The organism is Pauljensenia sp. OF14-1SRA (assembly GCF_027694595.1).
Lineage (GTDB): Bacteria > Actinomycetota > Actinomycetes > Actinomycetales > Actinomycetaceae > Pauljensenia > Pauljensenia turicensis_B.
In genome coordinates this window covers 150784-169215 of the sequence record NZ_JAQEVQ010000004.1, presented here as the reverse complement: position 1 = coordinate 169215, position 18432 = coordinate 150784, and the positions used below count along the sequence as shown (strand labels likewise).

Genomic DNA, 18432 nt, shown 5'->3' with positions numbered 1-18432 from the left:
CTAACAACACGCCGCCATTAGCAACGATTTTTGTCTATTAACCCATAGGATCACTCTAACCGAAGTTTCAATACATTTATGAATCGGATACACTTTTGTATCGAAACACTGATGCGATTCATTGAAAGGACCAAACGTGTCCTCCCTTCTTCACCGTGTAGGCCGCTGGTGCGCAGACCATGCGAAGCGGACGCTTGCCATCTGGGTAGCTCTTCTTGCTGCACTCGCTATTACCGTTGGATTCCTCGGCATTAATCTGTCGGGCGCTTTCAAGATCGCCGAAGCTGAGTCGATGACCGGCTTAGAGATCCTGGCCGAACGACTCCCCCAGGCTGCAGGCACATCCGAACAGGTACTTTTCACCGCGTCGGACTCGAATATCACCGCTCACAAAAAAGCAATTGATGACTTCGTCGACAAGGCCGGCGATATCGACGGTGTCGCGCTGGTCTCCGACCCGTTTGATTCTGAGCGTTCCACGATTACAGACGATGGGAAGAACGCGCTTGTTCAGATTCAGGCAGACACGTCGGTGGGGTCGCTCGCTGGCGGTGAAAATGCGAAGGCTCACGACGTTTCAGCCGCCCTCGACGAATTAGCATCATCCGTCCACGAATCCGATTCCGCGCTTACGGTTCAGCTGGGAGGCAATATCGGCAAGACGGTCGATATTGCCTTGTCCGCGACCGAGCTGGTCGGCGTTGTGATCGCAGCGATCGTCCTGTTCGTCACCTTCGGGTCACTACTGACCGCGGGCGCACCGATCCTTTCAGCGTTCATCGGAGTGGGTGTCGGCATGGCCTCACTTCTTGTTGGCGCAACATTTATTCAGATCAATTCGGTGACCCCGGTCCTCGCGGTCATGATCGGTTTGGCTGTGGGCATTGACTACGCACTGTTCATCATTTCGCGCGCTCGCGAGTATCTCGCCAAAGGGATCGAGGCACACGAGGCCGCGGCTCGCGCAAACGCGACCGCGGGGTCGGCAGTGGTGTTCGCTGGTGGCACGGTGATCGTTGCGCTTTGTGGCTTGGGTGTTGCTGGTATCCCGTTCTTGACGGTGATGGGCGTATCCTCAGCAATTGTTGTTGGCATTGCTGTTCTGGTTGCTTTGACCGCTGTTCCGGCTCTGCTTGCTCTTCTTGGTCAGCGCGCAACTCCAAAGAAACGCACCCGTAAGGCCGTAGCGGACAATAGTAAGCCCACAAAGAAGCACCGTTCCTTTGCTGCACGTTGGATCGACACAATCACGAAGATTCCCGCTTTGACCGTCCTTATCGTCATTACGATTCTTGGTATCGCAACGATTCCAGCAACCGGTATGCGCTTGGGTCTCACTGACAACGGATACGAAGCCAAAGATACGCAGTTGCGTCAGACCTACGACGCGATCACACAAGCCTACGGTGACGGATACAACTCCCCCATTGTTGTCATCGCGGATATTTCCCAAACGGCTCAGCCACTCGAAGTAACAGACGCTCTCGCCGATCGCCTCTCGTCCCTAGACGGCGTCGACCGAATCGCGCTGGCAACCCCGAACCAGGATGCGACGATCGCATTCGTCCAGATCCTTCCGGAAAAGGGCCAGACCGATCCAGAAACTCACGCGCTTGTTCGAACCATTCGTGATGACGCCTCTCAGATTGAAACTGACCTTGGGATCCGTGACGTTATGGTGACGGGTCAAACCGCAGTCGCCATTGACATTGCCAGCCAACTCAATGCCGCGCTTGTTCCCTTCGGCATTGTTGTTGTCGGGCTCTCGATCATTCTGCTGATGATTGTCTTCCGCTCGGTCGCTGTCCCGTTGACAGCAACTCTCGGCTATCTGCTGAGCCTCGGCACAGCATTCAGCGCAGTCGGCCTTGTCTTCGGGTGGGGCTACTTCGCTGACTTCATCCACGTGACCAAAGTCGGCGTCGTCATCTCGTTCCTCCCCGTAATCGTCATGGGTGTCCTTTTCGGCTTGGCAATGGACTACGAGGTTTTCCTTGTCTCGCGTATGCGTGAAGAATGGATCCGCTTCCACGATGCCAAACGAGCTGTTCGACGCGGCTTCATCGGATCATCCACGGTCGTCACAGCAGCAGCCGTCATCATGACCGGCGTCTTCGCGGCGTTCATCCCACACGGGAACGTCTACATCAAGCCCATCGCTGTCGCCCTGACCGCAGGCATCGCAACAGACGCTTTCGTCGTACGCATGACCCTGATCCCCGCACTCATGGCACTCCTCGGCAAGCGCGCATGGTGGATGCCCGCATGGCTTGACCGCATGCTCCCCGTCGTCGACGTCGAAGGCGAAGGTCTTGCCCGCTCGCTCGAACACGCCGACTGGGTAGAAGCACACGGCGAATCCGCCCTCAGGATGGAAGGAGTTCGCGTCCAAGAAGGAAGCGACGTCGTATTCAGCGGATTCACCCTTGTTTTGAAACCTGGAGAACTCGGCATCGTCAGAAGCGACGACACCTTAGCTCGTCACGCGCTCGCAGCCACCATCAGCGCACGTCTCCGTCCAACACGGGGAATCATCGTCGTCGGCGATCACGTCCTCCCAGACGGAACCGCATTCGTCCAACGTCAAACCCTTTCACTGCATAACCACGATGACGCTGTTCCCACGCACACCAGGATCGTGATCGTTGACGATCCGGGAACTAGGCGGTGGAAACGTATCGACGAATTGATCGCCACAGGTAAGACCGTGGTTGTCACCGGCAAACGCGGCCTCGTCATCCCTGAAAATCTCACCCCAGCAACCGACGTTGAACTGGGTGCGAGCACCACCACCTCAAAGGAGAATGCTCGATGAAACGCCACTGGATACTTCTGACTCTGATCCTTCTACTCCCCACTCTGCTGGGACTGACCACCCTACTCGGAGTCAATGCGGGCACGGCAAACGCCAGCCAGATCAGTGCTGCCATCGTGAACAACGACGAAATTGCGACGCTGGATGATGGGACACAGGTGCCCGGTGGCCGACAAATCATTGCGGCCCTAACCAAGGATGACGTCAACGGCGAGCAATCATTGAACTGGTCGGTTGTTACCGAAGAGACCGCAGCCTCTGGTCTTCATGACGGCACCTACGATGCTGTCATCACGATTCCCAAGGACTTCTCACAGTCTCTGGTTGACATTTTGGTGAACAATTCTGGCGATGTTCCACAACTGAACCTCGAAGTTGCGGACGGTTCAAGCGACGCTTTTGGCACCTTGTCGAACGCGCTTGCTCACAGTGCCGCATCAGAATTCGGCACGACGCTCACTGTCAAATACCTGACACAATCCCTTGAAGCCACGGGTACAATTGCCGAAAAGATCGGCCAAGCCGCCGACGGAGCGCGCCAAGTTGCTGACGGACAAGTCAGCGCGACCAACGGAGCGCGTCAGCTGGCTGACGGCACATCAACACTGGCAAGTGGAAGTGGCCAGCTTGCCGACGGGACACGCACTCTAGCAAATGGGGCTTCTACGCTCAGCTCCGGCCTCACTCAACTCGCCTCGGGTAGCTCATCCCTGGCAGACGGAGCGCGCACGTTGGACAACGGGTTGAGCGCCCTCAACGACGGCTCAACTACGCTCGCTTCCGGAGCCTCCTCCTTGACCATGGGCATCGATTCTCTCAAGAGTGGCTCAACTTCCCTGAGCGACGGCGCCACCTCTTTGGCTGGAGCAGTCGCGAAATACACTGACGGGGTTCGCCAACTCTACGCCGGAATAACTCAGTCTCTTGATGGGACCTCGCCATCATTGCAGGCGGGCGCACAACAGGTCGCAGCCGGCCTTACCCAGCTGGATCAGCAGTTGGGCGCCCTCGACACTGCTGCTCTCAGCGCTCTCCCCGGTCAGCTGACCGCGGCAAGCAACGGAGCAAGCACCATCAAGACCAACGCAGACGCACTACCCGCATTAATTAACGCCTGCCAGGAAGGAAACGCTGCAGCATGCGCAGGGGCAACCCAATACGCGCAAGGCATTTCTTCCGGTGCCGGACAGCTGACAACTCAACTCAACCACGGAGCAACCGTGGCACAAAGCTCGGTAGACTCCACGGGCACACAGCTCCAGGCATTGAAAGCCGGAGTCAGCCAGCTGAGTGCAGGCGCCACCAAGGTCTCCAGCGGCATTGACACCGCCGTGGCAAACATGGGCCAGCTGGTTGGGCAGAATGCTTCCGACCTGAACTCCGGTGCTTCGCAGGTGGCAGCTGGGGCAACGAAGCTCGATCAAGGTGTCAGCCAGCTGAGCGCGGGAACCCATCAAGTAGCTAGCGGATCATCAACACTGTCGAATTCCATTGCCCAGGCTCATAGCGGATCATCTGCTCTTTCTTCCGGTGCTTCAACGCTCGCAAACGGTGCATTACAGGCGAATAGTGGCGCCTCCCAACTATCCTCTGGGGCCTCCACTCTGGCGTCGAAGACCGGCGAACTGGTCAACGGAACCCAAACGCTGAACTCCGGTGCCAACCAGTTGGTTGACGGCCTGAATCAGCTGACCGACGGTTCCACCACGCTCGCCAATGGACTCCAGTCCGCCACCGATCAGATCCCCACCCACTCGAAGGCAGAAGCGGTCTCGTCCGCGAAGGCGCTGGCCACTCCGATCGACGTCACCTCCACTTCTAGCAAGCAGGATACGATGACGTCGTGGGCTCCCACCGCAGCGGTCCTTGCCCTGTGGCTGGCAACAATGGTGGGGGCACTCGCATTCGGCGCGCTCAATTCCAAGCGCGTTGATTCGGCGGCCACCCCCGCTGCACTCGCGTTCAGTGCCCTTTGGCCGAACCTGATCGTGTCCGGTGTTTCCGCAGTTATCCTTGGGGGTGCACTGCGTATTGCCGGAGTCGTGATAACTCGCCCCATCGCAACATTCGTCATTCTTGTGGTAAGTGCGCTGGCACTCGCAATCGTTCAACAAGCACTGATCGCGGTGTTTGGTCAACGCATGGGACTGGCAATCTCCGTTGTTTTGTTTGCCTTCCAAGCAGTGTTGCTCGTCGGCATTTTCGCCGGCCAGCCGACCAGCGGATTCATTAGTGGCTTGCGAGGCGCGATGATCCTTCCTGCGGTTGAAGGAACGCTACGAGCGCTTGTTTTGGGAGTCGGTGCGACGAACCTTGGGCACACCGTGGGTCTGTTGATCGCATGGTCGCTTCTTGCTTTCATCGTTTCGATCGGTGCTGTTGCGAAGCGTCGCCAAACCTCCGTGAGCGAACTGCAAGCACGCCTCGCCTAGCTCCCTCGGCAACCGTCTACGATTGCCGTATGACTAGTACACCGGACGCCTCGGGCGAATCCCCGTCGACCTCTACCAGCGAGCAGAAGGCCGTCGAGATTCCCCGAGGCGCTTTGGCACCCGGAGACTCGGTTCGCGTCGACACGTGGCTCTGGGCTATCCGCAAGGTCAAGTCGCGGTCGCAAGCAACCTCGGCGGCCCGCGCGGGACACGTGAAAGTCAACGGCGACAGCGCAAAAGCCGCTCAAAAAGTGAAGGTGGGCGACGAGGTCCGCCTACGAGTCGACGGTTTCGACCAGATACTGACGGTAACGAAACTGCTGGTAAAACGCGTTGGTGCCCCTCAAGCGCGCCTCTGCTACGAGGACCTCACTCCCCCTCGCCCCAAATTGTTCATCCCGGTTGCCCAGCGTGAACGTGGAACTGGTCGCCCGTCGAAGAAAGAGCGCCGAGAGTTGGATCGCCTACGCGGGCGTGATTCTCACGAACATGCCCGTCTCGACCATCATCTTTCCGATTTCGATTGGGATTGACGAGGCGTCACTTGAGGGGATTGCGACCGGGGCGCTGACTGTCCGGCTCAGTTCGAGCACCGCAGTCAGTAGGCGATCTAGTTCACCGAAATCAGGGAGTCCCGCTTCTGCTGGCGCCAAGCAACAACGCCCGCAACGACAGCCGCCAAAATCGGAGAACCGAAAAACATCACGATCACCTGAAACCACGGGATCACAGGATGAAGGTTTGCAAGCTCAGGGAATACACCTGAACGAGCGATCGTCATGACCGTCAGCACCCCTGCAATCAAGCCGGACAGCACGGAAATAGGCAAGCAGACCAATGCGAGTCCCATGCCCTGGTAGGCGGTAACGCGCGAACGGAGAGTCCTAGACGCACCAATCGCTTCCAGCGTCTCGAAGTCGGGACGCATAGCGTTAGCCGAAAGAACGACAACCAAAGCGATTGTTCCGCCGGCGGCAAGCAATGCGATCAGCGTAGCGATGTAGGGCATGATGATGCTCGACAACGGAGGTTGAATGACCGTCACCGATGCACCGGGGACGCTCGACTCAATTGCTGAAATAAATCCCGACATCGTCCAAACAGACACGGGCTTATCAACAATCAAAAGCTGTCCCAGTGGAAGGACGGGAACCTTCAACACTTCAGCAGCTTTGGGAGACAAGACGATCACGTTCAGCTTCGACCAGGTGATTGCTCGAATCTGGGCCTCGGACACCGTGGTGGGGTCAGGAACCGTGTTCAAGCCTTGCGTAGCTGCCTCAACCGTGTCGCTCATATCTAGAGCACGAAGTGTCGCTTGGCCCGATTCAGAAATGTACGAACCCTTCGGCATAATCGCGCCACCGGAGTTCAGGGTCGTTACAGCCTTCACCATCTCGTCGCCGGAAATCAGGTTGGAGGCGGAGAGGAAAGTGCCATCGTCCACGATGTACGCCAAATCCAATTCCGCGAGCGAGGGAACATGGTCGTTTATTGGCTCTGTGGATGCCTCGTCAGGGGAGATCGTTTCGATCACGATGGAGGGGCCACAATCAGTGGATTCCCATTTCAGACCTGACAGCGTGGTGGCGCTTGATACCGAGCGATGATCCGTCACAGCTGCAGCGGCAGAATCGTGAATCACTCGCGCCTGAGAAACCATATCCGTGACATCGGCGTGCGACACAAAGACGCTTCCTTTCGGCCCCAGGTGCGCGCGTGCATTCCACGCGGCTTCGTTCGCGCTTGTCAGAGTGATCAGAAGCGCTGTGGCAAGCAGTGCGGTGGTCATCAACGAGGCCATTGCTGGAAGCGTGCGCTGGCCGTTCCTGACCGCATCACGAACCGCAAGACGCAAACCCAGCGAAGGATGGCGTCGACCGCGCCAGTCATATGCAACAAAGTAAGGAGCGGTTCCGATAATTCCACTGATCAGCAGGGCTAGACCGAAAGCAAGAATCCCCAGAGCCCCCGTCATCGCTGCCCACATCAAAAGCGGGATAGCAAGGACAAGAAGAAGCGGGTAGAACGGGATCTTCCGAACAAGACGCGACGGCGCACGAGTATGCCCAGAGAACAGCGTGGCCGCATCCGTGTCCGCAAGGTCACGAGCCGGCACGTAGCAGGCGATCAGACACACCACAATCGGTGAAATGAAGGAGAAAACTAGAGCTTCCCAAGGAATCATCGACAGACTTAGACCTTGAATCTGGACGAAGATACCAAGGACGATCCCCACCCCTGCAAGGGACAGGAATGCCGACAGGACGCCCAGAACCAGTCCCAGCGACATCATCAAACGAATCAGGTGAAAACGTGTCGCACCAACGGCAAGCATCGTAATCGCGCTGGGGATACCGTTCGTTTGAGCAACCGCGAATAGCGGTGAGACCAACAGGATCAGCTCGATGAAAACCAGAAGAACACCGATAACAACGATGAATGGAAGCCATGCCTGAGCCGATGAAAATTCCGTGGATTGCGGAGGCGGAGCGTTCTGAGGGGGATGTGCCAGAACAGCACGAGAGATAACAGCGAAGCCTGAATGATTGAGCAACTGCACGTCGTCCCACGTCACAGGGGATTCACTCAAGATGTAGTAGTGAGCAGAGGTTCCTTGAAGTTCACTCGGCGATCTCGATGCAAAAGTTCCAAGACCTACAACAATGCTTCGTTCCTGATCCGCCACTTGATCAATCATGACCGTCGCAGTAATTGATGGCTTCATGCTCGTGCTTGATACTGAAACATGAATCGTGTCCCCCACGCCCACGTTCAGTTCTGTAGCAACGTCTAAAGCAAGAACAGCATGCCCATTTTCAAGCCTCGGAGTCTGTTCATCCTTCTCAGCAAAAATATCCAACGACGAAGTCTCTGTGGCTGTCGTAACTAATGCAGAGCGTAAACCGTCTTCAGTTGACACATTGACCGACGGGAAAGATAGCGTTGTGACCATCACAGCATCGCTGGGGAGCCACCGATTCAGTTGAAACTCATCGACAGACGATGAATCCACGGACGCAGAAGTCACATCACCCGCTGGTTCACCCAAATAATCCTGTTCGATCGGATTAAAGCTGACGCGTGTAATTCGCGCTTGAGTCGAATCATTCGGTCCTAAGTTCTGTATCGCCAAATAGCGTGATGATGACATCATCGACCAGAGAGTGATCGACGAAATAACCAGCACGATCGGTAGCGAAACGATCAGTAACGACGTCAGGGTACGCCATCGATCACGGATCGTTGCGCGCCTCGATATCCGCAATACAATCTTCCAAGTATTAGCACGTGCGCGAATTCCGTGGCTCAATCCGGATCCGCCTTCGCTCATAGAAGATCCTCAATCCGATCTGACGAAGAGGTATCAGTCATCTTCCCATCACGAAGGAAAACTGTACGGTCAGCCCACGCGGCAAAACGGGCCTCGTGAGTCGCCAGGATTCCTGCAGCGCCCGCATCAATCTGTTGACGCAAAGCAAGCATAATCTGTTCACCCGAGTGAGAATCGAGGGAACCGGTGGGCTCGTCAGCCATGATAATCGAGCGACGACCAACCAAAGCGCGGGCGATTGCAACCTGCTGTTGCTCACGACCATTCAGGTCATCCGGGAACTTTTCAGCAAGGTCAAGAGCTCCCACTTCCTCGAGAGCAAAAAGTGCAGCATCGCGTGCTTTCGAGGAAGAAAAACCATCCAGTTCAAGTGGCATTTCAACGTTTTCCACCGCAGTCAAGGTGGGAAGTAGATTTGAATCGCGGAACACGTATCCGATCGACTTACGGCGAACCCTCGCACATTCCACAGACGACATATCCGCAAAGGACTCGCCGTGAATGTAAACCTTGCCTGACGTTGGGCGCTCTAGCCCTCCAGCAATAGCAAGCAGTGTGGATTTACCGGAACCCGAAGGGCCCATGATGGCGAGAAGCTCGCCAGGCTCAACCTGTAGGTTGATCCCAGCGAGCACCTGAACCTTCGTATTGCCGGTGCCGTATTCGTGAAAGATATCGACAAGAGCAACCGGATGGGAGCTCAAACTCATCGCACGCCGACAGTAGCGTTCTTCGAAGACTTCTGACGTTCCTGACGCTTGAAGCGAGCGAATGCTGAGCGACGAGCGATCTCGGAAACGGCGCCGGACTCAATGTGATCCAGCCAGTTCAGTTCCGCTTCGAGGTCGAAGATATGACGCTCAAGAATCAGCTTCCATGCGAGTTCTTCATCCGAGGCAAGCGACTTCAGACGCGTAACATCACGCAGTGCCATCAGCGAGGAACGACGCTGGGTCTGAATAAGTGCCGTGACATCAACACTGGGGTCAGTTGCTGCGACGGCAAGCTTCATGACGAGCTCATCGCGTTCAGGGCTCTGACGCGAAACCGGGGTCTTCCACCAGTCGTTGAGGATCTCTCGGCCCTTTTCGGTGACCTCGAAGACTTCGGAGTCACGCCCAGCATTTGTTTCCTGGCGCGAGGAGACAGAACCATCGCGTTCAAGGCGTTGCATCGTCTGATAAGCCTGACCGATATTCAATGGCCAGGCTTCGCACGTCTGATCCTCAAACATCTGCTTGAGGCGATACACACCAGCAGGCTGCTGAGAGACGAGCGCGAGGAGCGCTTTGCGTACTGACATTGATGGCTCCAAACTTTCCGACTAACTACGTCTACCCAATCTTACAAAGGACTGAATTTATAACTGAGGACTCCAGTTTAATCAATACTTCATTGTCTTGACGAAATGCAATTATTCATATTCATAGGTTCATGGTTCAACAGAAGCGAGGACCGCACTCCAAGTCCCATACCTCTGTCGCAAAGTGGCAACAGAAGCAACATCGTCCCTGCCTGTCGCACGTTGCCCCTTCGACCATTTCCCGTACCCCTGAAGTGTCGGTTCGACCTGATTACGCTCACATTCGGCAATGAACTCGCGCAGAACAACGGCCATTGATTCGGAAGTAAACCTGCCAGACCCGCGGGCTCGGCCTCGCGAATTCGCGCGAAACCCAAGACGAGCGGTAGCCCGATTCCACGATCCGCCCCCAAGGCGAGCTGAAATTGTCTGCGACGACGGTGGCCAGAGCAACGCACCTTTCGTGGACGCTAAATTCCAGCGCTTCAGCAGTGCATCGCGTTCACGATTGCACTGCGACACGGACAGTGGACGCAGTTCATGGCGCTCCATCGCCCATTTGGCGGCCTCGATCAGAAAGACCGCTTCATCCACTTGCTCATCGCTGAGCGGGACTTTGCGCGCGACGGGAGCCAAAAGATCACGAAGAACCGAATCTTTCCCCGGGATCTCATCACCGAGGCTGGACCGCGAGTTCAATGCCAGCAGAAGCCAAAGACCAGCTTCAATCTGCTCTTCAGTAAACGCGGCGGTACGCTTGTACACTTTCGGGGTTTCTTCAACCATACCCCTTACTTTAAACAGGACGCACGCCACTGTGAACTGCCACCCACTGCCCCATTGAGATAGAGCGCCTACGACACGTAAGACATAGACTTTTCAGGTACCTGAAATTTTATTGGAAGTAGTGGCACATGCTCTTCAAACTCGCATGGCGACATCTACGTGGCAGAGCCTGGGAAGTCGCAGCAGTGATTGTCCTTCAGATGGCTGCCACCATCGCCGCACTTGCCGTTTACCTTGGTGCCCGCCTAGCCATGTCGCCGGGACCGTGAACAAGCGCGCCCGGCCTCGTCGCCCTGCACTACCCAGACGTGCACCCAACGCGCGGGAAGGGCGCGAGAGGCACGATCGTGGGAAGATGAAAGTACCCGACGAAGCGAGGAACCATGCCCACCCCAACCATCCCGACGCTCACACTGCCGACCGGAGCGCCTATTCCGCAGTTCGGTTTTGGCACGTTCAAAGTGACTGAGCACGTCTATGAAGCGGTGTCACACGCGCTGGAGCTGGGGTATCGCCACATTGATACGGCTCAGATGTACGGCAATGAACCAGAGGTTGGGCGCGCGATCGCAGATTCCGAGATCCCGCGCGAGGAACTGTTCATCACGTCGAAGTTGAACAACACGAACCATGAGCCTGACGTTGCGCGCGCAACTTTCGCTCAGACTTTGGAGGATCTGCGTACTGACTACGTGGATTTGTTCCTCATCCACTGGCCTTTACCCGCACTGTACGACGGAAATGTTGCCCTGCCATGGAGTGCGCTGGAAGAGTTCTACGCTGATGGTCGTGCACATGCAATCGGCCTGTCGAACTACGAGATCGCGCATATCCAGGCAGTTCTCGACGTGGCGACGGTAGCTCCGCATGTCCTGCAGGTGGAGGCTCACCCCTTCCTCCCCAACAACGAGTTGCGCCAGTTCGCGCGCGATCACTCCATGGTGGTGGAAGCCTGGTCTCCGTTGGCACGAGGCCGCGCCCCCTTTGACGAAACCTTGGCCATGATTGGTGCGCGGATCGGGGTCAGCGCCGCTCAGGTAGCACTGCGGTGGGCGTTGCAACGCGGGGACGTGATCTTCCCGAAGTCGGTGACACCATCGCGTCAGGCGCAGAACCTCGATGTATTTTCCTTCACGTTGTCGGACGAGGACATGACAGCCATCGACGCTCTAGACGAGGGCGAGGCAGGGCGCACCGGTTCGAACCCGAATACGATGAATAGGCTCTGACTAGCACTTTTACCGGCTCCTCTTCTTCAGCCCCCACCGCGCTTGTTCACCGTCAGTACGGGCGATCGCGTGCACATAGAAGAGGGAAGCGAGCGCGAAACGCTTCTGGAAACGCTCAAGGATGTCCAGCATGAGACGACGCCTTTTACTCACACGCGCTGAGCGATAGCATCTACGTCATGACTGAAATCCATGCTCTCGACCAAATTCTTGCCACGCTGGATCCGACAAACGCCGGCGAATACGTTTTCGCCATCGTTGACGAGGTTCCAGCAGGTACCCACCCCTTCGCCGTCATTCGTGATGAGGACAAGCTGACCGCTGTTCTTCCCGTTGACGAAGCCGAAGCGGCCGGTCTTCCGACCGAAAAGCGCTACGCTCACATCTTCCTCGGCCTGCAGGCTGACCTTGATTCAATCGGTATTACCGCGACAATCGCACAGATCCTGTCGGCTCGTTCGATTGCAGCGAACCCCATCGCCTGCGCTCGCCACGACCACTTCTTCGTCCAGGCAGATCGTGCGCAGGAAGCTGCCGCTCTGATCGCTGATCTGGGTAAGAACGCTCGCGGATGGCTACCGAACGCCTGACGTTCACATAGCATGTGCGCCATTTAATGTCGGCGAGAACCTTTCGAGGTTCTCGCCGATTGCGTTTTTACCAGTCGACCCTACCCGCCCATACAATCGCGCTTGTTCACCACCGGACCCGCCCGTTCACCGGCCCGACACCATTACTTGCGCTGGTCAGACCCCATTGCACGTGTTGGGCATGATCGCATTGCGCGTATTGGACATGATCGCACCCCTACCGGTATCGAATGCAAGGAATCGTTTACCGACTCTGGGAGAACGTGCATTTGGCAGGTAGAATTAACCCCATGGCAAAGGAGCTCTCTCGAACCGACCGTGCCATCGTGCGTTTAGCCGATGGCACGGTGAAGCAGCAGAACCTTCTCACAGGAACCGAGGTGTGGACCGTGCCTGGACGCGGTCACCGCCCGCTATCGGTTCCCCCAGCTCATCCAATGCCCATCGATCACGATCAGGATGGTTGCCACTGCGCCTTCTGCGATCGGCGTTATCTTGAAACTCCGCCGGAAAAATCCCGTTTGGTGCGTGACCAGGCCGGAAACTGGAGTGAACTGACCGCTCTTCCCGCTGACCAGCTTTCCACTACGACAGCGGAGTTCCGTCGCATCCCGAACCTGTTCGAGATCGTGTCCTACAACTACTGGCATCTGAACCACGGCCACGTTCCCAGCGAAGCTGAACACCGTCGCATGGCGGAATACTTAGCATCCTCCGAAGGCTACGACCACGTGATGCGCGTGGTGCACGCTCGCCTGTCGGCCTCAGGTGTCAGCGATGCTGAAATCGACGCAATGTCGGATTCTGACAAGTTGCAGCAGGCGAATGGCTTCTTCTCCGGCGGCCACGACCTAATCGTTGCCCGACGCCACTACATTGATGGCGCGAAGGACACAACGCAGCTTGCTGGTTCAGGCACAATGACTCCCGAAGAGCACTTCCAGTACACGGCGTTCACAACGCGCACGATGGCGGATCTGTACACCCTTGACCCGAATGTTCGTTACGTAGCTGCGTTCCAGAATTGGTTGAAGCCCGCGGGAGCCTCGTTCGACCACCTGCACAAGCAGTTGGTGGCGATTGACGACTTCTCGGTGCAGACGGAAGCCGAACTGAACCGCCTGCGCTCCCAGCCGGATATTTACGACGACATTCTGACCGTCGCCGCCACGCGCAAACTGTTGATTGCCCAGAACGACCATGCGATCGCGATGGCGGGCTTCGGACATCGTTTCCCGAGCGTCGCTATCTGGCCCCTGCATTCTCCGCGCAACCCGTGGGAAGCCTCCGAAGAGCAGCTTCGCGCCGTTTCCGACCTGTTGCACGCGGTTCACGCTGCGACCGGCGCCGATGTTCCCTGCAACGAAGAGTGGTACCACCGTCCTCCCACGGTTCGCACGCCGATGCGGTGGAGGATCCTGCTCAAGTGGCGCATTTCGACGCTGGCAGGTTTCGAGGGGGGCACACGCATTTACCTCAACACGCTTGACCCGTGGCACGTGGTCAACCGCTTGGTCCCGCGCCTGGAGGAAATGCGTGGAGCAGGCACGATCGCTCCGATGAAGATCGGCGCGGAATGTCGCGTGACCCCACCGATGCTGGCTGACTGAGCAGATGCTGGCTGACTGACGTTCAGCCCGCGAGCGCGCTCCTCCACTGGTCGAGCGCCCACGTCGTGGCGTTGGAGGCCGGCTCGTTGACGGTGATGGCATCGTCTTGAGGGGTCATAAACCAGCTGGCCGGAGTGTTTTCGCCGGCGCTTTCTTCCAGCGGGTAGACGACTCCGTCCTGCGCTAGCGCGTGTTGCCCGTCCCAGCTCAAGAGCCACGCGGCCAGGGAGCGGACACCGTCAAGCTGGGTGGTCTGCGCGGTGGGCGCAATGTACAGGTATCGGGTGACACAGCTGCTTCCCATTGCGACGCCCTGGGATTCGATGCCGGTGTTCGACGTTGTGCGAGCAAGTTCGCGCATGGGGCCAACCATGTAGGGCAGTCGTTTCGCGGGGGCAACAACTGTTTGGGCTCCACTGAGTTCTGCGGCGTCTTTTTGCGCTTCAGCTCCGCCCGTGAGCGAGGTTCCTGTCCATGCGGCTAAGGCGGCCTCGTCGTTTGCGATCATCACCGAAGCGGCTTTGAGTGCGTCCACCCACTGGCTGAATTCTTCGCCGTAGGAGGTGGCGACGCCGTCGACGAACGCGCGCCCGATGTCGGATGACGCGGGGTCGGGGACAATCAGCGAGGCCGCGTCACCGGGATTGCGTAGCGTTTCGAGTCCACTTGGGAGGGCATATCCGTTGACGCTCATCCAGGCTTTGTCGATGAGGACGCACACGTCGTTGCGCCCGTATGCCAACGCCGACGGGGTTGCGGCTACTTCGGTGCCGGGGGTTGGTGTCAGAGAGAAGAGTGCGTCCGTTGCCAGTTGCGCTGAAGAATTCACGAGGCCAGGCCTGTCGATTCCGAGCACTGCATCGATGTGTTGGCCATCGAGAGCGAACGCGGATTCAATCACCTGTTGTACGACGTCGTAGCCGGTTGTTTGGTGGAATGCCTCAATAACTGAGTCGGGAAGTTTTTCTTCCTGGGTAACACCGATGGTGATAGTGCCTGATCCTTTGGACGGTTCGGGGGCGCCAAGAGTGGAGGCGTTCTCGGACTGCTGACCGGATGTGGATTCGGACGAGTGTGGAGATGAGCCGATCGGTCGCGAGAACGGGTCGGTTCCTGAGCCGATGGACGAAGAGCATGCGCTAAGCGCCATGCACATCACGACAATTGCGGCGGATGTGGACATTACGCGACGCAGGTTCACTTTAAGCTCCTCGGATCTGGATCCCAACAGCCCAAGTCTACGGCTCACGTGTGGAATCGTGGCACTCGGGTGCACTCCACACGTGTCGTGAGGCATGATTGAAGCAGGTATGTACCGCACGTGGTGTGTTGTCGACAGAATTGGAGTGTCTCATGGATGATCTCGGATGGAAGATTGCAAGCGCCGGAGCGATGGCTCTTTCTGCTCTTGCCGCAGGAAAGGTCACTGAACTCGGCTGGAAGCTGGTCACGGGACACGATATTCCGCGTGAAGACGATGACGAGGCCGCGATGGTGTCGCTGATTGTCTTCGCCGCTACGTCGGCGGCGATCGTGGCGGTTGCTCAGCGTTATGCTCTGCGAGGTGCCAAGAAGTGGTACGGTCCGCGCGCTTCTCAGATTGAGGACTGACAGCTCTTTTTCAGACGCTGAGTCTGAGCGCTTCGGCGTGGTCACTCGGGCTTGGCTCTGGGCTTGATGTCCCCCTGTGGCTCAGCCGTGATTGTTACAGCGCTCAGTCGCGATCAGCTTTCAACCCCGGAATAACGGGGAAGAACGTGGTCAGGTCAGTGCGCTCACCGGTCGCCTGAACGCGCCCATCGCCTGTTGCTTCGTCCCAGGTAATGATGCCTGTGGCCAGTTGCAACCACACGTGCATAGTCGTTTCGACAACTGCGGGTGGCGTCCCACGACGATGCGTTGTACCCGTAATAATCTGAACCGCACCCGCAGGTGGGACACGCACCTCGACCGAACGGCCGGGGTGTAAAACCGCGAGTTCCTCAAGGGTGAAACGCACCGCCGTTAAAAGGATGGGGCGTTTCGTTTCGTCCCGCTCACGTATCCACGTGCGCAGAGCACTCATGCCCTGATCGGTTGGAATCTTCCGGTTAGCCATAGTGCAATCGTAGTCGCCCGGCATTTTCGGGGCTGAATGCGGGTAGACCCCTATATCTTTATTCGCTACTCTCAGGCAGGCTAGACATGTAAGGTCGCTCATAGAGTGCCCATCGATGATGCGGGGCTAAAGCTTCGCTCCTCAATTTATTAAGGAGATGTATGAACCAGGCAGGCTCTGTTGCGCGCGCGAGCGACGCTGAAAAGCCAGCAGGCAATGTGCCTCCATGCGCCTCGTACACTCCTTCAGCTGTCGATAGACTCTTCATTCCCGCAAGTGTCGCCGATATTCCCGAGGCCTCGCGCTACTGCTGGGATGCCGACGTTCTGCTGGAACTGTCAGGCGCTGATCGGATTGGTGAAATCAGTGCACGTCGTACACAGTTCTTCGATGACCTTGGCGATTTTGCCGACGAGGTAACAGACTCGTTCTTTTCCCTTGACTCCTGGGGACACGCGTTCGGTCACCGATTGCGTGAAGCTGTCGAACGGCGTCAGACGTTGTGGCTGGGAATCTTGCCCGCGCACCTGTTAGAGAAGCTCCGTTCTTTTGCTGGCGACCCCGCGCTTGTTCGAGTTGCGGGCGTTCCGTTGGACGACGGATCTTTGCCGGTTGCTATCAATCCGATTGCTCTGATCAATCAGTGGAAGACGTCTGAGGTCACTCGCCGGTATCTGCAGCGTGTTCTTTCGGGCGCGGATTCTCTCCGCGCGACGAGAAGCGCCATCCACGCCTTGCGGGAGGCTGGTGTGGCTTTCCGTGATCGCTCATTCGCTATTCGAATGATGGTCAATCCGACGTTCTTGGCGTACCTGGTTGTGTTCGTCTACTCGTCACTGCGGGCACTACCGGTCGCTTTTGTTCCGGGGTTCCACGGGAAAGTGTGGGTTCTCTGGTCGATTGACATGATCACCGCTGTTCCCTACACATGGGGCGTTCTGGCGATGGTTGCTGGTCGCACGTTCTTTAAACGCGTCATGGGGTTAATTGTCACTATCGTGACTTTCGTGTCCCCCTACGTGTATTTCTGGATGCACGGGCGTCACTATCCACCAACGGTGGTTGTGTTCGTCGCAGCGATGATTATTGGCGCCATCGCGTTAGAAGGATTCCGCTGGTGGCGCGACCGCGTCGTGAAACGCACGCTTGCATGTTCGGTGAGTTAAAGCGCCATTCGGCTGATTTCACTGCGCTGAAGTCACTTCGCAGAAACGGCGGGCCCCTGATAGGTGCGCACAAACCCAGTGAAGAGGAACCAGGCGGATGAAATCCAGAAGATGATGTTCGCCCACATCGGGATATTGGGGAAGACTGCGACCATGAAACAGGTGATGGCAATCCAGATGACTGTGACGATGATGTTCGAGGTCCGATTCTTCTCTACTCGCATCGGGTGTGTGAAGTAGAGGGGAACCAAGGTCAATACCGCCAGCACCAGCGTTATCACGATGTTCGCCCACGCCGGCGACTGGATAATGTACATCGTTACGGCAACGATATTCCAGGCTGCGGGGAAGCCGACGAAGTAGTTGTCGCTCGACTTTTCCCCATCGTTGGCGTAGCAGAATACCGAGGACACGGTTGCAACGATCGCCATCAGCATCGCAACCCACTTCGGACCAAACGGCAGGTAAAGGTACATGAATACTGCCGGCAGGAACGTCCAAGTGATGTAGTCGATGATGTTGTCCAGAACCGATCCGTCGAACCACGGGATCACTTGGCGTACGCAGGCTTTACGCGCACACGTGCCATCCACGCCGTCGACGATCATGGCGATGCCCAGCCATAGCCACATCAGTTTGATCTGACCTTCAACAAGCGCGACGGCCGCGAGGCAGGCAAAGACAAGACCCGACATGGTCAGACCATGAACTGCCCAAGCTGCGATAACTCGTTGAATACCAGCGGGTCCACATTCGCATGTCGTGGGGGTTGGGGCAGGTGACGAAGAATCATTGTGAGTGGAATTATCTGCCGTATTCGTCATACCAGTGGTCACGTCATGCTCCGGTCAGTCGTTTTTGGATGAACTGGAACTAGTTTCACCCTTCACGTCGACAAAGTGTAGCGATCACGCCGGTGTTCAGGGAAGAATCAGGGCTACCCCCAAAAGGAATCATGACCAAGGCGAGCCTCTCGTCTCTTTTCGCGCTCATTCCTCGCGATGCTCACTGTCGGTGTCAGTACGGACAACGCCACATTAGCGGTATACCAATACAACACAGACCCGGG

Annotated in this window: 17 protein-coding genes; 9 read left to right on the top strand and 8 right to left on the bottom strand. The window is 57.1% G+C overall.

Annotated features, from left to right (window positions below; all coding sequences use genetic code 11):
* Window positions 1-136: 136 nt before the first annotated feature.
* From PG731_RS04125 to PG731_RS04115, 3 genes are read left to right on the top strand one after another with little or no spacing between them, the layout of a single operon-like run.
* A complete protein-coding gene (locus PG731_RS04125; RefSeq protein WP_270772325.1) occupies window positions 137-2815 on the top strand; it encodes an MMPL family transporter in 2679 nt (892 codons plus the stop codon).
* A complete protein-coding gene (locus PG731_RS04120; protein WP_270772324.1) occupies window positions 2812-5247 on the top strand; it encodes a YhgE/Pip domain-containing protein in 2436 nt (811 codons plus the stop codon). The genes PG731_RS04125 and PG731_RS04120 overlap by 4 nt, the downstream gene beginning before the upstream one ends.
* Window positions 5248-5276: 29 nt before the next feature.
* A complete protein-coding gene (locus PG731_RS04115; RefSeq protein ID WP_270772323.1) occupies window positions 5277-5780 on the top strand; it encodes an RNA-binding S4 domain-containing protein in 504 nt (167 codons plus the stop codon).
* A gap of 77 nt (window positions 5781-5857) precedes the next feature.
* Here the strand turns inward: PG731_RS04115 and PG731_RS04110 are convergent, their stop codons facing one another.
* From PG731_RS04110 to PG731_RS04095, 4 genes are all read right to left on the bottom strand, one after another.
* Window positions 5858-8581, bottom strand: coding sequence for an ABC transporter permease (locus PG731_RS04110; RefSeq protein ID WP_270772322.1), 2724 nt, complete (start codon window positions 8579-8581; stop codon window positions 5858-5860).
* On the bottom strand, window positions 8578-9291 hold the full coding sequence (locus tag PG731_RS04105; protein ID WP_270772321.1) for an ABC transporter ATP-binding protein: 714 nt from the start codon (window positions 9289-9291) through the stop codon (window positions 8578-8580). Before PG731_RS04105 ends, PG731_RS04110 begins: the two co-directional genes overlap by 4 nt.
* Window positions 9288-9884: a PadR family transcriptional regulator gene (locus PG731_RS04100; RefSeq protein ID WP_270772320.1), complete on the bottom strand. Its 597-nt coding sequence runs from the start codon at window positions 9882-9884 to the stop codon at window positions 9288-9290. The genes PG731_RS04105 and PG731_RS04100 overlap by 4 nt, the downstream gene beginning before the upstream one ends.
* Before the next feature lie 129 nt (window positions 9885-10013).
* A complete protein-coding gene (locus PG731_RS04095; protein ID WP_270772319.1) occupies window positions 10014-10670 on the bottom strand; it encodes a hypothetical protein in 657 nt (218 codons plus the stop codon).
* A 128-nt stretch (window positions 10671-10798) separates the two neighbouring features.
* Between PG731_RS04095 and PG731_RS04090 the strand changes: the two genes are divergently transcribed.
* Window positions 10799-10939: a hypothetical protein gene (locus PG731_RS04090; protein ID WP_270772318.1), complete on the top strand. Its 141-nt coding sequence runs from the start codon at window positions 10799-10801 to the stop codon at window positions 10937-10939.
* Window positions 10940-11053: 114 nt separating this feature from the next.
* A complete protein-coding gene (locus tag PG731_RS04085) occupies window positions 11054-11899 on the top strand; it encodes an aldo/keto reductase (protein WP_270772316.1) in 846 nt (281 codons plus the stop codon).
* Window positions 11900-11908: 9 nt separating this feature from the next.
* Here PG731_RS04085 and PG731_RS04080 read toward each other — a convergent pair whose 3' ends face one another.
* A complete protein-coding gene (locus PG731_RS04080) occupies window positions 11909-12031 on the bottom strand; it encodes a hypothetical protein (protein WP_270772315.1) in 123 nt (40 codons plus the stop codon).
* Between the two features lie 47 nt (window positions 12032-12078).
* On the opposite strand from PG731_RS04080, the gene PG731_RS04075 reads away from it, so the two are divergent.
* Both PG731_RS04075 and PG731_RS04070 read left to right on the top strand, forming a co-directional pair.
* The gene (locus PG731_RS04075; protein WP_101628333.1) at window positions 12079-12489 is read left to right on the top strand and encodes an ACT domain-containing protein; all 411 of its coding nucleotides are present in this window, start codon (window positions 12079-12081) and stop codon (window positions 12487-12489) included.
* A 290-nt stretch (window positions 12490-12779) separates the two neighbouring features.
* Window positions 12780-14099: a DUF4921 family protein gene (locus tag PG731_RS04070; protein WP_270772314.1), complete on the top strand. Its 1320-nt coding sequence runs from the start codon at window positions 12780-12782 to the stop codon at window positions 14097-14099.
* A 22-nt stretch (window positions 14100-14121) separates the two neighbouring features.
* Here the strand turns inward: PG731_RS04070 and PG731_RS04065 are convergent, their stop codons facing one another.
* Window positions 14122-15327, bottom strand: a complete 1206-nt coding sequence (locus PG731_RS04065) for a substrate-binding domain-containing protein (RefSeq protein WP_270772312.1) — start codon at window positions 15325-15327, stop codon at window positions 14122-14124.
* 125 nt (window positions 15328-15452) lie between these two features.
* Here PG731_RS04065 and PG731_RS04060 point away from each other — a divergent pair, with 125 nt between their 5' ends.
* Window positions 15453-15710, top strand: a complete 258-nt coding sequence (locus tag PG731_RS04060; protein ID WP_101628330.1) for a DUF4235 domain-containing protein — start codon at window positions 15453-15455, stop codon at window positions 15708-15710.
* Window positions 15711-15813: 103 nt separating this feature from the next.
* On the opposite strand, the gene PG731_RS04055 is transcribed toward PG731_RS04060, so the two are convergent.
* Window positions 15814-16197 carry a sterol carrier family protein gene (locus PG731_RS04055; protein ID WP_270772311.1) on the bottom strand — a complete coding sequence of 128 codons (384 nt, stop codon included), beginning with the start codon at window positions 16195-16197 and terminating at the stop codon, window positions 15814-15816.
* A 161-nt stretch (window positions 16198-16358) separates the two neighbouring features.
* Between PG731_RS04055 and PG731_RS04050 the strand changes: the two genes are divergently transcribed.
* Window positions 16359-17363 (top strand): hypothetical protein, encoded by a 1005-nt coding sequence (locus PG731_RS04050; protein ID WP_270772310.1) that lies wholly within the window; start codon window positions 16359-16361, stop codon window positions 17361-17363.
* Between the two features lie 32 nt (window positions 17364-17395).
* Here the strand turns inward: PG731_RS04050 and PG731_RS04045 are convergent, their stop codons facing one another.
* Window positions 17396-18199, bottom strand: coding sequence for a CDP-alcohol phosphatidyltransferase family protein (locus PG731_RS04045; protein WP_270772309.1), 804 nt, complete (start codon window positions 18197-18199; stop codon window positions 17396-17398).
* Window positions 18200-18432 lie beyond the last annotated feature (233 nt).

Bases quoted from the DNA above. Each gene is read 5' to 3' on its own strand.
- PG731_RS04120 (WP_270772324.1), top strand. From the start codon at position 2,812: ATGAAACGCCACTGGATACTTCTGACTCTGATCCTTCTACTCCCCACT.
- PG731_RS04115 (WP_270772323.1), top strand. From the start codon at position 5,277: ATGACTAGTACACCGGACGCCTCGGGCGAATCCCCGTCGACCTCTACC.
- PG731_RS04110 (WP_270772322.1), bottom strand. From the start codon at position 8,581: ATGAGCGAAGGCGGATCCGGATTGAGCCACGGAATTCGCGCACGTGCT.
- PG731_RS04105 (WP_270772321.1), bottom strand. From the start codon at position 9,291: ATGAGTTTGAGCTCCCATCCGGTTGCTCTTGTCGATATCTTTCACGAA.
- PG731_RS04100 (WP_270772320.1), bottom strand. From the start codon at position 9,884: ATGTCAGTACGCAAAGCGCTCCTCGCGCTCGTCTCTCAGCAGCCTGCT.
- PG731_RS04095 (WP_270772319.1), bottom strand. From the start codon at position 10,670: ATGGTTGAAGAAACCCCGAAAGTGTACAAGCGTACCGCCGCGTTTACT.
- PG731_RS04090 (WP_270772318.1), top strand. From the start codon at position 10,799: ATGCTCTTCAAACTCGCATGGCGACATCTACGTGGCAGAGCCTGGGAA.
- PG731_RS04085 (WP_270772316.1), top strand. From the start codon at position 11,054: ATGCCCACCCCAACCATCCCGACGCTCACACTGCCGACCGGAGCGCCT.
- PG731_RS04080 (WP_270772315.1), bottom strand. From the start codon at position 12,031: ATGCTGGACATCCTTGAGCGTTTCCAGAAGCGTTTCGCGCTCGCTTCC.
- PG731_RS04075 (WP_101628333.1), top strand. From the start codon at position 12,079: ATGACTGAAATCCATGCTCTCGACCAAATTCTTGCCACGCTGGATCCG.
- PG731_RS04070 (WP_270772314.1), top strand. From the start codon at position 12,780: ATGGCAAAGGAGCTCTCTCGAACCGACCGTGCCATCGTGCGTTTAGCC.
- PG731_RS04060 (WP_101628330.1), top strand. From the start codon at position 15,453: ATGGATGATCTCGGATGGAAGATTGCAAGCGCCGGAGCGATGGCTCTT.
- PG731_RS04055 (WP_270772311.1), bottom strand. From the start codon at position 16,197: ATGGCTAACCGGAAGATTCCAACCGATCAGGGCATGAGTGCTCTGCGC.
- PG731_RS04050 (WP_270772310.1), top strand. From the start codon at position 16,359: ATGAACCAGGCAGGCTCTGTTGCGCGCGCGAGCGACGCTGAAAAGCCA.